Here is a 13,438-nt window from a genome sequence, read left to right on the forward strand (position 1 = left end):
TTTAACTTTCAATACCTTATTTAATTCTAAATATCTCATTTTAATTTTCAATACCTTTCTTTTTAATTTACATTACCTTATTTAATTCTAAATAGTCTATTTAATGCCTAATGTTTTATTTATTTAAATATTTTAATTTGCAGTGTCTTATTTAATTTTAATAGCTCTTTAAAATCGAAATATCTTATTTCAATGCTTCAATATAATATTTAAATATTAATAGCATTTTAAATCCTAATTTCCATGGATTTCTACTTTACTTTTGACATTTTCTTGAAAAGTAGAATTAAACGAGGTTTTTTAAAAAAATATCTCATAAATTCCACTCGTTTTAGGTTGCAGCAATTTTTTAACTGATCTTTACAGGTCTTAGGTTTCCCTAACTTTTATATACTATAAAATTCCAATAAAATTTAGGTGACCTTAAATGTCTTCTGAAAAAACTTTAAGTGAAAATGCAGAGGAATATCTAGAAGTTCTATATAAACTCTCATTAAAGGAACGTCCAGTTAAAACTACCAATATATCAAAAATGCTCAATATATCCCCGGCTAGTGTAACTCAGATGTTAAAAAAATTTGAAAAAGAAGGTTACGTTGATTACTCACCCTATAAGGGTGTCACTCTTACTGAGGAAGGATATAAAATTGCTTCCAACATCACCAGAAAGCACAGACTTCTGGAGAGATTCCTGCACGATGTGCTTAAAATAAAGAAAGAAAAAGTTCATGATCAGGCCTGTGAAATGGAACACGTGCTATCCGATGATGCTGAACGTGCATTATGCCACCTCCTGAAAAATCCTGATGAATGTCCTGATGATGAGGAATTGATACCAGTTTGTGACTTCAAATTTGAAACCTGTGAAGAATGCCGCAGGCGCAAGCAGGAAGAAGTCAACCAGGTGGGGAAACGTGATAAAAACCTGGTTTCTCTTACCAACATGAAGAAAAATGAAAAGGGTAAAGTTTCATTCATCAGGGGTGATTATAAGATCATCCGTAGGTTAATGGATATGGGAATAACCATGGGTGCCCAGGTAAGTGTCATGGAAGTTGCTCCTTTCAAGGGACCAGTGGAATTACTGGTTCGCGGATCTAATCTGGCACTGGGAAGAGATATTGCTAAAAACGTTTTCGTGGAGATCATCAGGGACAACACATCCACCTCCGGAGGAGCATTATCATATGGTTAAAATTCCTGAATGTATTGAAAAATCTGAATATGAAAAAACCCTTTCATCCCCTCCGGATACAAATAAAATATCACCTCAAACCGGTGACATTACCCTAGCCCTGGCTGGGAATGCCAACGTTGGTAAAAGTGTTATTTTCAACTACTTAACTGGTTCAGACCAGGTAGTTGGGAACTGGCCAGGTAAGACTGTGGACCGTGCGGAGGGAAATTTTCAGTTCAATGGTCAGAATATTCACATCATTGATTTACCCGGAATATACTCATTTTCCACCTTTTCCATGGAAGAAATAGTTTCCAGGGAATACATTGCCCATGAAAAACCAGATGTGGTTATAAACGTTCTGGATGCATCTGTACTGGAGAGAAACCTTTTTTTTACATTACAACTAATTGAAATGGAAGTTCCAATGGTGGTCTGTGTTAACCAGATGGACATTGCCCGTGCAAAAGGATTTGAAATTGACACCAAAAAACTGGAAAAAGCACTGGGAGTTCCAGTGGTTCCCACTGTAGCCATACATGGTGAAGGTTTACAAAAACTCATAAAAAGTGCAGTTAACACTGCTCAGAATAAAAAAAAGGCCCAAATGGATTTGGAATACGGTGGTGAAGTTGAAAAAGCAGTAAAACAGCTTCAAACCTTTTTGGAATCAGAAAAAGTTGAACTGGACTATTCCAACCGTTGGGTGGCCATTAAACTTTTGGAAAATGATCCTGAAATAAATAAACTGGTTGAATCTAAACAAAATCGTGCCATTCAATTAGCCAATTACCTGGCCCTTGAACTGGAACAGATACATGATGAACCCTCCTTTTCCATCATTGCCTCAGAAAGGTATTCACTGGCAAACCGGATAGCTGCCGGAGCACAAAAGCAGACCGAATACAAAATTACCCTATCAGAAAAGCTGGATAAATTTCTCATACACCCAGTATACGGTTATTTCACATCAGCCATGGTAATAATAGGACTTTTAATCTGGACTTTCATTGTGGGAAATTTCCTCTCAGAACTGATCACCAATGCAATGAGCTTTTTCCAACCAGTAGATCCCACCTTATCTGGCCCCATATTTGCAGTACTATGGAACGGGGCGTTCGGAGGTTTGGTTGCTGGATTAACTTTGATAGTGCCCTTTGTGATTCCATTTTATATCATGCTAGCTTACATTGAAAATTCTGGGCTCCTAACCCGTGTGGCATTCATGATGGATAGTTTCATGCAAAAAATCGGCTTACATGGTAAGGCACTGATCCCTCTAATACTGGGTTATGGATGCAGTGTCCCGGCAATTGACAGTACTAAAATACTGGAAACTAAAAGAGAACGATTACTGGCAGCTTTTGCCATAACATTCGCTCCCTGCTCTGCTCGGACTATTATAATATTAAGCCTGGTGGCAGTTTTTGTAAGTATTTGGTGGGCTTTAGCCCTTTATGTCCTGGACATATTTATAATATTTGTAATGGGAAAACTGGCCCTTAAGGCAATGCCTGGTGAACGTACAGGACTCATCATGGAAATGCATTCCCTGAGGCTGCCTTCATCTTCAACAATTATTAAACAAACCTGGAATCGTGTAAAATCATTGGCATACCTGGTATTTCCTGTTTTCATCGTTGGAAGTGCTTTAATTCAGGTATTTTATGTTCTGGGTATACTGGGACCAATAAGTAATTTCATGGCACCTTTAACCGTGGGCTGGTTGGGACTTCCTGTATTTGCTGGAATCCTACTGATAGTGGGGATAGTACGTAAAGAATTTGTGCTGTTAACTCTGGTTTCATTCGTGGGTACTAACCTTGCCCTGGCATTGACTCCGGTGCAGTTCATTGTTCTGGCATTAATTGGAATGTTATACATTCCCTGTTTATCCACCATCAGCATACTCATCAGGGAATTTGGAGTGAAATCTGCTTCTGTTATTTGTATAGCAAATTTAGTCACAGCCTTTGTGGTAGGTGGAATTGTGGCTCATTTACTGCCTTTTGTCATGTGATTTTTAAAAAAGACTAGATTTTACCCCCTATCTTTATTAAGTTCAAAAATCATTAGATAAACTTCAAACCAAATTAAAATTTACTTCAACTATTAAGTCAAAAAAATTCAACTATTAAGTCCTAAAAAATTATTAAATCCCAAAAATATCAGATCAACTTCAAACAAAATTAAAAAAAATATCTAAATAATAATTGAGTTAATGAAATTAAATTTTAAGAGTATAGCAGAGTAATTAGGTGATAGAAATATGAAATGGTCCTTAGTTGCAATTGTCATTTTGGTGGTAATTGTAGGTTATACTGTGGTTGCTGTTGCCAGTGGCCCATTCACTCCATTGGGTAGAATGTCCTTTGTTAAGGTTGCAAATCCCGATTTTTACCCGGGACATCCTCATTCAGAGCTTTTAGTCAAGTACGCTGAGGAAAGGAATTCCAACTGTGCCCTGATATGTCACTTTGCAGGTAGTTCCAACTACCGTAGCTATCAAGATGGAAATGTATTTATCATTGAACTGGCCCTTATTGACACCCAGGGTACCGGTGCTGCTGATCCCATTAACTACTGGGATTCGGTTAAACTAGCTTTATTCGGTGCTCCTGAAGGCCGATATAAATATAAGTCAGATGGGCTGGTCTTCGACACCTATGATGAGGCAATGAATCATGTAAACACCCTTGCTAGAGAACATAACCAGAGTGGTCCTCTTCCTATTGCCTGGCACGGTAACGCCCGTCAGGGTAATGCAATTTTAATACAGGGATGTGGATTCCCACTTTACTTCCAGGTAATGCAAAAAACTTATGGAATGGTTCCAGCATACCTGTGCATGTTCTATGGTATGGTTTTCCCCTACATGAATACTCCCTACCGGAACTTTGAGCTGGGGCACGCCACCGAACTCCAGTCACTTTACAATGAAGGTGAATTGGACTATACATAGAGCTTTTTAATCTTTTTGAAACATAGGAATTGTCCTTAGATACTAAAGGGTAGTTCCTTCTTTTTTTTACTCCAATTAATTTATAATGATTAATCATAATCTATAATGATTAATAATAGCAATATATAAATAGTAAAAGTAACTAAGTAATTACAATCATGGATAGAAATGTCAAAAATAAAATAGCAAAAGAAGGGTTAATAACCAAAAAAGGGCGGATGAAAAATGGTACAAGATACATCAGTCCTTCTTGATGAGAGAAGGGTTTTCGAACCAAAAGAAGAGATTCAAAAAAGAGCCCACGTGAAAAATTGGGAAGAAGAGCTTGAAAAAGGCAGGGACCTGGAAAAATACTGGGCAGAAAAAGCTGAACAGTTCGAATGGTTCCAAAAATGGGACAAAGTCCTGGATGAGGATAACAAACCATTCTACCAGTGGTTCACAGGGGGGAAGATCAACCTGGCCTACAATGCCGTGGACCGATGGATCGAAACTGAAAAACGTAATCAGGTTGCAATTTTATACATTAACGAACGTGGACAGGAGAAAAAAATCACCTTCTACGAGCTCTACATCCAGGTGAACAAACTGGCCAACGCCCTTAAAAATTTAGGAGTTAAAAAAGGTGACACAGTCTCAATGTACCTTCCCATGTGTCCCGAGCTCCTGATTGCCATGCTGGCCTGTAACAAAATAGGAGCAGTGCACAGTGTGGTCTACTCAGGACTTAGTGTTGGTGCCTTTGTGGAACGTATGAATGATGCCAAGGTCAAAGTCCTCTTCACTGCAGATGGAACCTACCGCCGAGGAAAGATTATCAACCTAAAATCCATTGCTGATGAAGCAATACTGCAATGCCCCACCATTGAAACCATAGTGGTGGTTAACCACACCGGAACACCCATTGAAATATCAGAACTATCAGGAAGGGAACTCTTCTACGAAAGACTGGTAGATGGTGAACCTGCCTACTGTGAACCAGAATGGATGGATTCAGAGGACCCTCTCTTCATACTCTACACATCAGGCAGCACCGGAAAACCCAAAGGAGTACTGCACACCACTGCCGGTTACATGGTAGGTGTTGCCACCACCCTACGTAACATATTCGACATACACGAAAACGACCTCTGGTGGTGTACCGGGGACATTGGATGGATCACAGGACACAGCTATGTTATCTACGGACCATTACTCCTGGGAACCACCACCGTGGTATACGAAGGAGCACCAGACTACCCAGACCCAGGAGTGTGGTGGAAGATCGTGGAAAAATACGGAGTAACCAAGTTCTACACCGCACCAACAGCCATCAGGCACCTCATGAGATTCGGTACCCGTTACACCAACCTCTACAACCTGGATTCACTCCGCATCCTGGGAACAGTGGGAGAACCCATAAACCCAGAAGCATGGATGTGGTACTACAAAAACGTGGGAAAAGAAAACTGTCCAATAATGGACACCTGGTGGCAGACAGAAACCGGAATGCACCTCATATCTCCATTACCAGTTTCTAATTTAAAACCAGGATCAGCCACACTCCCCTTCCCTGGAATTGATGCTGATGTGGTGGATGAAGAAGGTCATCCTGTACCTCAGGGCAAAGGAGGATATCTGGTTATCAAAAAACCATGGCCCGCCATGTTCCGCACACTGTACAATGATAAGGAAAGATTCCTGGATGTATACTGGAAGGACATACCAGGATGCATCTACAGGGCAGGGGACATGGTTCGAAAAGACGAAGATGGATATTTCTGGATACAGGGACGTAGTGACGATGTTCTCAAGATAGCCGGCCACCGTATAGGTTCAGCAGAAGTTGAATCCGCCTTCGTAGGGCACCCTGCAGTTGCAGAAACCGCGGTTATTGGAAAATCAGACCCCATTAAGGGTGAAGTCATCAAGGCATTTATCATCCTCCGTGAGGGATACGAGCTCAAGACCCAGCTCATTGAAGAACTAAAAAAGCATGTTCGATATGAACTGGGACCAGTTGCAGTCCTGGGTGAAATCGTACAGGTGGATAAACTACCCAAAACCAGGAGTGGTAAAATAATGCGCAGGATACTCCGTGCCCAGGAAATGGGTGAGGATCTGGGTGATACTTCCACTCTGGAAGAATAACCTAGAATATCTCTGGGAGAAATAGAATTTGAAGATTCTTGGTAGAATATCTTAGGAAAAATTGATTTGGCCTAGGAAGAATGGATTGAGTTGGGCTAAGTCAGAATTGACCTAAAATTAAATAAAAAAGGGAGATGATGAATCAAATAGATTAACCCATTAATGTTGTGATAGTATGGAAGAAAACAAAAAATCTGTCTTGATAGAGGATTTAACAGCCAATCCAGCACCTCTTGGACTACTGGGATTTGGTTTAACCACAGTCCTGTTAAACATACATAACGCAGGGTTTTTCCCAATTAACAGTATGATACTGGCCATGGGGATCGCTTATGGTGGAATTGCCCAGATAATGGCCTGTGCCATGGAGTACAAAAAGGGTAACACATTTGGAATGGTAGCTTTCGGTTCATACGGCCTTTTCTGGTGGAGTTTCGTACTTCTCTTGATCCTTCCCAAAATGGGTCTGGCTGCAGCACCAGATAAACTGGCACTGGCATCATATCTATTTATGTGGGGATTATTCACCCTGGTGATGTTTATTGGCACACTCAAACTTAGCCGTGGATTGCAGGTGGTCTTCCTATCTCTGGCAGTACTCTTCTTCCTACTGGCACTGGGAGATATAACAGGTAATGCTACCATAACCCTGATTGCAGGTTATGAAGGTATATTCACTGGTTTCACTGCAGTATACGTTGGACTGGCACAGGTTTTAAATGAAACCTATGGGCAGGATGTGTTACCTACATAAATTGATTACCCACTAATGGGGTATCACTCTATTAAGTGTGTAAACCAACATAATGGGTATCAATGTGTTCCATCCATATGCTCCACCACAAATTCCAAAGAAATAAGTCAAATTTATTTAAAATAGCTAACCGCCTCCAGCTATTTAAATAGAAAACTAAAACTTCCCCTTTTTTTATTGGGAGGGGAAGTTCTTTTTTTAATTTTATTTATAATCATAATAAACTGATGATTAGATTAACTCCTGATTTAATTTGTTATGTTAATATAACAGAAATGCTTTTAAACGTTTAAAACTTAATTAAAAACTTTAAAAAGAAATATAATGAATCTAATTTATTAAATTATTAGAGAATATAAATAAAAATAAAAAAAATTAAACATCTATTTTAAATCCAAAATCCACTTCACTGGCTGGCTGCCCACCGCGAACACCCCAGTTTTCCATAGGTGGCTCCAGAAGAATGATAATAATATCATTACCATCAATACCCGGATTTTCACCTAGATTGTGGACAATATCATGGTATAGTTTCTTTTTAGCATCAAAGGAACGTCCTGGGAACAATGTAATCTGGATCAATGTCACAGCGTCGGTACGATCAGGTGGACACTCAAAATCCTCCTCATCCAGTTCATAAATCCTTTGAAAACGGTCACTATCCGGGATACCAAGTGCATCCACCAGTGCCTGGTGCACACCATCTAAGATTGATTTTTTATATTCTGAGGAAAATCCTTTACGAATTTCTATTTTAACTAGTGGACACATTTTTTTTAACCTCTAATTGTAAATTTGTTTATAAAATCATATTAAATCTTATTTTATTCATTCATCACGATTATATATTTTTACAAGTGTTAAATTTCATCCAACAGATCTTTAATATCGTCCTGTCTAATCATTCCATTAACAACTATCTCACCATCATTACCCAGCCTAATTTCAATTTTATTGGGGATTTCATTGATATGTGATTGAATATGTTGATAACGTTTAGTTAAAAAATGGTATCTTTGATTAGATGAGCCCACCCATGGACGCTTGAGATCAAATTTATCTTTCATGTAAGGACCATCAATCAGCAGGTCAGTTACAGATAGCAAATCGTGCCAATCAACATTTGAAGATTCTCTAATATTTTCTAAAACATGACCCGTAAAAGTGACAACGGACAAACCTTCCTTTTGTAAGATATTGCCCAATTTTGCCAAAGCTTTAGCTTGTTCAAATGGTTCTCCGCCAGAAAATGTAACTCCTTCAATTTCAGGACCATGCAGAATGGTTTCTGCAATATCTTTCACATTAATCTTTTGATTAATCCTTTTCTGCCAACTTTGTGGTGTAATACATCCTTCACATCCAATAGAACATCCTTGTACATAAATACAAGCACGCTCACCAGGTCCTTCAACAATGGTGTATGGCAAAAATTTGTATACATACAGAAACATTAAATATCAATCCTACGACCCTTAATCTCAGGTTCTGTCAATGTTTGATTTTCATTTAATGGGTTTATGATTATAAATGGTTTTATTTTTTCCACTATGTGGGGTTTAAGACCTAAAGCCATGCCAAAATCTTCAGCCGACTCATAATAAATTCCAGATTGGCGTAATTGAACCGCCTTTTTGGCTAAAATCAAACTAACACCTGGAAGTTCAGCAAGAGAATCTTCAGGATCATTATTGATGTCTATAGGAGTTGGAAGATGTTTTAATGTTAAATCTTTTACAAATCCAGAGTCTAATTCACTTTCTTCTCTCTTAGGAGAATTTTTGGAGGTTTTTGACAAATTTGCATTGTTTGATTCATATTCTTCAACGATCTGTTGCCTGAACTGATTATCCCTCATTTCTTTCAATGTTTTTAAACGGAGTAAATATTCTTTACGTAAATAAAATGCATGAATAATTGAAATAATACCCATTACAAATAGTAGGGTTAAAATAATCCCTAATAATGAATTTGTTTCAACTATCATGCCTTGTTCTGGTGCAGATGGTGCAAAAATCTGGATAAGTATGGCTGGAATTAAATAGATTACACCAAAGAGAATCCAACGACGGTTTTTTGCAGTTATTCCTATGTAAATAAAAGCTATCCAATTTATATATACAAAAAAGCCAAATGTTAATGCAATCCACCATGAGTTAATTAATTCCCAAGAATTTCTTGACATATCAATCTCCATTACTGATTTTTCTGTTTCTCAATATTTCGGTTTTGTATATTTTCTTTTTCAAAATATTCTGGGGTATGATCAGAATCTACAGTTTCGGCTTCCAGTATTTCCTCTAATATTTTCATATAATCCATGCATTTTTTACCTTTTATTCCCTTAGTTTCTGCTTGAATAGTACCGTCACTGAAAATTTCAATTTTAACTGTTTTTTTCATACTTTCAATCCTCAACAACCAGTGTAAGCACGATAGAATTGTCTTCTGTCACTTCTTCAGATTCAAGGTGAAGGTTACGATCTTTTATTTTTTCAACCAATTTTTGATATGTCTTCTGTTGAACTATTGTAGTGTACTCATCATAAATTTCTGACACATACGATTCTATCTGTGTTTGGGAACATTTATCACGGACTAATGCCTGAAAAACATCATTTTCATCTTTTTCAAACAGTATTATACTACCACTATCTGTATTAATTTCCATCTTATGTGTATCTAAAATTTCAACTTGGTAACCTAGGTTAATAACAGATTCTTGTAATATCTGGGAATTTCTCATGAGAGTTTTAAATTTATTAAGTTCCTGTACCTGGCTTTTATTGTTTTCTTGCAAAAGTTGGGTTTTTATTTTATCTTCTTCCTCTTCAGTGATACTTCGTTCATTATTAATCAAAGTCCCAACACCCATAGTTCCTACAGCAGCAATTGCCATAGGAATCAATACTAAAGTCACGCTCATTTTATCATCCTTTTATTACAAGTCAATTGCCCGACCACCACGTGAAGATCCAATATCTTCATCAATACCATGTTTATCTGGTTTTAATTCAGATTCTCCTATTTCTTTAATATAATCAGCGCTATCGTCTGCAGATGTGGCTGCTACAGCACGAACATTTGCCCATTCACGAATTGCACGGATCTGTTCTGATTGTGTTACAGATAACGGTACAGTATTTTTAATAGATTTCTCAAAATCCTCAATTTTTATAGGTCGATCTTCTGAAAAAGCCTCAAAAAGCCCGGAAATCACAATCTGTTCAATTTCTGCCCCAACGTATCCCTCTGTTAATTTTGCCAAGTAAGAGTAAAAATCATCATTTAATTTGAAATCTCCCATAACTTCTTTATTAAGACGTTTTTTCATGTGGATATGGAATATATCACTCCTTTCTTTGTAGGTAGGTAAATCTACAAAAAATATCTCATCAAAACGTCCTTTCCGGAGAAATTCAGAAGGTAACATTTTTATGTTATTTGCAGTTGCAGCAACAAAAACTGGTTTTTCTTTTTCCTGCATCCAGGTCAAAAATGTTCCAAAAACGCGACTCGAGGTTCCACCATCTCCTCCCCCACCACTGAACCCCTTTTCAATTTCATCAATCCATAATATTGAAGGAGAGGTAGCTTCTGCAATTTTTATTGCTTTGCGCATATTTTCTTCGCTGCTTCCAACTATGCCACTGAAAACTTTTCCTATGTCCAGACGAAGAAGGGGTAACTGCCACATGGCGCTAATGGCTTTTACTATTAAACTTTTCCCACAACCTGGAACTCCAGTGATTAAAACACCATTGGGGGCTGTAATCCCATAATGTTTGGCTGAGTCTAGCCAGGATTTATTTCTTTTTTCTAACCATCTTTTAAGGTTTTGTAAACCCCCAACATCCCCCATCTGGAGATCACTATTAATGAATTCGAGAATTTCGCTTTTTTTAATTATCTGACGTTTTTCTTCAAGAATCACATCTAATTTTTTAATATTGAAGTTTCCCCCTTCAACCATAGCCCGAGCAAATGCGTTTTCGGCCTCTTGAAGAGTTAATCCTAAAGCTGATTTTGCAATGTGCTCTTTTTCATTTGGACTGAGGTCGATTATTATTTTTCCAGGTTGATTTACAACTATCATATCTTCCAGTAGATTCATAATGTCTTCAACGGGTGGTAAATTAAAATCAACAATACTTACTTCTTTTTGTAACTCATCAGGTAACATAACTGATGGTGAAATAAATATTACATTTTTAGGACTTTTACCCTCTCTAAGTAACTGTGATAAATCTCTAATTTTCCGTATTATTTGAGGATCGGGATTACACATACCTGTAGAGCCCAAGTATATGTGGAAATCTAAAAATATAAATATTGCGGGTTCATCTGTTTTTTCTATATATTCAAGTGCTTTTAGAGGAGATTTAGTATCACTACTCACATTTTTACCATTTTTGGTAAGTCCAGTTGTGAGTTTCCATATATAAACAGTTCTGGAAGTCTTAATCAGATTGGGATCCTTTGAAATAGTATTAATAACTGATAAAACACGATCTTCTTCCCAAGTAGGAATGTAGATATATGGAAATCTAGCTTTTAATAAGTTAGAAAGCAAAGATTTAAATTCAAGCTCATCCGCCATAGTTACCTCCCCGCCATTAAGATATTGTTATGATTACATTATGATTAATAATTAAACAATTTTATATAGTAAAGATATACTTTTAAATGTAACGAGATTGTTCTTTAGACTATTCACATCTAGAGAAGTAGGGTAATCATTAGATGATTTTTTTCAATTCATCTAATTTTTTAGATATATTAACAATCTCTTTTAGATACATTAACAATCTCCAGCTTATCTGGCAGTATAGGAGAGAATAATAAAGGTTAAGCGGATATTATGAGATATAAAGAATCTATCTAAGAAAACATTGCCCGAAATGTGGAACTACGAACAGTTATAGTGCACGTTTCTGCTATAAGTGTGTGAAGATTAGATAAATATTCTGAAAGTAAAACGAAGGTTACCTCACTTGATAGTGGTGGATGAATATTTTAGGTTATTTTCTGTAAATTGAACCCTATTAATCACTATTTTCCTCGTTATTTAATATTCAGATTTTAAAATAGGAGATTTAAATTAGGATTGGTTTTATATTAATTACAGATTCTTTGGTTATTCTCACCTGTTTGAGCAAAAGAATGTGATCAATCATTGATTTATTATATGTTTAGCCAATCTCTTGGCCAGTGCCAGAATAGTAAGAACAGGGGGCGCACCCGGTGCCCTGGGAAAAACACTGGCATCGCACACGTAGAGACCTTCAATTTCTGTTTCCAAATCTTTATCCACTACCTCTCCCACTGCAGCTGTTCCACCGGGATGAGCACCTCGGGCTGGGGTGGAAACCAGCGTATCCGGGTCAACACCAGCTTCTGTGAGGATGGCTCCTGCAGTAGCACATCCTTCAGCCAGAAGCCCAACATCATTGGCTGTGCTCTGTTTAAACACACAATTTTCATCCACTCGTCCGGAAGATTCATCCGGTATCTTAACCATCATTCCCAGTATATCCTTTTCCTGGATGCGGTTTTGACCAATCCGGGGTATCAATAAACTGGAGTAATGTGGTGCCAGTATAAAGCCCTCCTTTTTCAGGAGACTATTCATGGACACCTCTTTATAGAATCCAATATCGGGCAGTGCCCCGCCTACTGTAACAAAGGTATCTACAAAGAGTTTTTCACCGGCCACCAAACCTGCGGATCTCAGCAATCCCGGTGTCTGGATGGCACCAGAACACAATATGACCATATCTGCATTATATTCATTTTTAAGTCCATTTTCAGGGTTATATGTTTTGACACCTTTAACCCGTCCATTTGTAGTTGTAACCCCAGTTACAGTGGTGTTTTCAATAATCTGTACACCCTGTGCTAGTGCGTCGTCCAGAAATTTGAGAGAACTCCACTTGGCATCCCGTGGACATCCAAAGGCACACTTACCACAGGGGATGCATTTTTTAGGGTCAATGGATTTGGGCATCTTCTCCATTACTAAACCCAGAGAAGAAGCAGCTTCCATGATTTTGAGAGTGCCTTCTCCAAAATGAGTATCTGGAAGTGGTCCCACATTTAATTCATCTTCGGTTTCCTTAAATTCAGAGGAAAGGTCTATTCCCATTTGTTTAAAATCTTCCTGACAGGTTCGAACCGCGTTTCCTGCAGTCACCAGGGTAGTGCCTCCCAGACAGGAAGTTTTAAGAAGTTCCACTCCAATATCCAGGTTATCATAACACTGGAAAGCTATATCCGTTGTAACCCGTTTTCCCATTTCAATCAGTGTAACTGATACTCCCTTTAAGGCAAGTTCCCTGGCAACAGTTGCCCCACCAGCTCCGGATCCAACCACAATCACATTTTTCATTTTGATCACGTTATAAAAAGAATATGT

12 protein-coding genes are annotated in these 13,438 nt (G+C 37.9%); 5 read left to right on the forward strand and 7 right to left on the reverse strand.

What is annotated here, in order from left to right:
* Nucleotides 1-427 precede the first annotated feature (427 nt).
* The 5 genes from A994_RS11200 (at nucleotide 428) to A994_RS11220 (ending at nucleotide 7,023) form a co-directional block, all read left to right on the forward strand.
* Complete coding sequence (locus tag A994_RS11200) at nucleotides 428-1,195, forward strand: metal-dependent transcriptional regulator (RefSeq protein ID WP_004031717.1); 768 nt, start codon at nucleotides 428-430, stop codon at nucleotides 1,193-1,195.
* Nucleotides 1,188-3,197, forward strand: coding sequence for a ferrous iron transport protein B (gene feoB / locus A994_RS11205; protein WP_004031718.1), 2,010 nt, complete (start codon nucleotides 1,188-1,190; stop codon nucleotides 3,195-3,197). Before A994_RS11200 ends, feoB begins: the two co-directional genes overlap by 8 nt.
* Before the next feature lie 249 nt (nucleotides 3,198-3,446).
* On the forward strand, nucleotides 3,447-4,139 hold the full coding sequence (locus A994_RS11210; RefSeq protein ID WP_004031719.1) for a hypothetical protein: 693 nt from the start codon (nucleotides 3,447-3,449) through the stop codon (nucleotides 4,137-4,139).
* Nucleotides 4,140-4,364: 225 nt separating this feature from the next.
* Nucleotides 4,365-6,269, forward strand: a complete 1,905-nt coding sequence (acs, locus tag A994_RS11215) for an acetate--CoA ligase (RefSeq protein WP_004031720.1) — start codon at nucleotides 4,365-4,367, stop codon at nucleotides 6,267-6,269.
* 175 nt (nucleotides 6,270-6,444) lie between these two features.
* Complete coding sequence (locus A994_RS11220) at nucleotides 6,445-7,023, forward strand: acetate uptake transporter (RefSeq protein ID WP_004031721.1); 579 nt, start codon at nucleotides 6,445-6,447, stop codon at nucleotides 7,021-7,023.
* A gap of 375 nt (nucleotides 7,024-7,398) precedes the next feature.
* Here the strand turns inward: A994_RS11220 and A994_RS11225 are convergent, their stop codons facing one another.
* The 7 genes from A994_RS11225 to A994_RS11255 form a co-directional block, all read right to left on the reverse strand.
* Complete coding sequence (locus A994_RS11225; protein ID WP_004031722.1) at nucleotides 7,399-7,794, reverse strand: tautomerase family protein; 396 nt, start codon at nucleotides 7,792-7,794, stop codon at nucleotides 7,399-7,401.
* Nucleotides 7,795-7,883: 89 nt separating this feature from the next.
* Nucleotides 7,884-8,477: a 4Fe-4S single cluster domain-containing protein gene (locus A994_RS11230; protein WP_004031723.1), complete on the reverse strand. Its 594-nt coding sequence runs from the start codon at nucleotides 8,475-8,477 to the stop codon at nucleotides 7,884-7,886.
* Complete coding sequence (locus A994_RS11235; RefSeq protein ID WP_004031724.1) at nucleotides 8,477-9,208, reverse strand: ComEA family DNA-binding protein; 732 nt, start codon at nucleotides 9,206-9,208, stop codon at nucleotides 8,477-8,479. The genes A994_RS11230 and A994_RS11235 overlap by 1 nt, the downstream gene beginning before the upstream one ends.
* 11 nt (nucleotides 9,209-9,219) lie before the next feature.
* Entirely contained in the window at nucleotides 9,220-9,426 is a 207-nt protein-coding gene (locus A994_RS11240) for a DUF2997 domain-containing protein (RefSeq protein WP_004031725.1), read from the reverse strand.
* Nucleotides 9,427-9,430: 4 nt separating this feature from the next.
* Complete coding sequence (locus tag A994_RS11245; RefSeq protein WP_048204235.1) at nucleotides 9,431-9,949, reverse strand: hypothetical protein; 519 nt, start codon at nucleotides 9,947-9,949, stop codon at nucleotides 9,431-9,433.
* A gap of 15 nt (nucleotides 9,950-9,964) precedes the next feature.
* The gene (locus tag A994_RS11250) at nucleotides 9,965-11,623 is read right to left on the reverse strand and encodes an AAA family ATPase (protein WP_004031727.1); all 1,659 of its coding nucleotides are present in this window, start codon (nucleotides 11,621-11,623) and stop codon (nucleotides 9,965-9,967) included.
* 573 nt (nucleotides 11,624-12,196) lie between these two features.
* Entirely contained in the window at nucleotides 12,197-13,411 is a 1,215-nt protein-coding gene (locus tag A994_RS11255; protein WP_004031728.1) for a GMC family oxidoreductase N-terminal domain-containing protein, read from the reverse strand.
* Nucleotides 13,412-13,438 lie beyond the last annotated feature (27 nt).

The sequence above is a fragment of the Methanobacterium formicicum DSM 3637 genome (genome assembly GCF_000302455.1).
Taxonomy (GTDB): domain Archaea; phylum Methanobacteriota; class Methanobacteria; order Methanobacteriales; family Methanobacteriaceae; genus Methanobacterium; species Methanobacterium formicicum_A.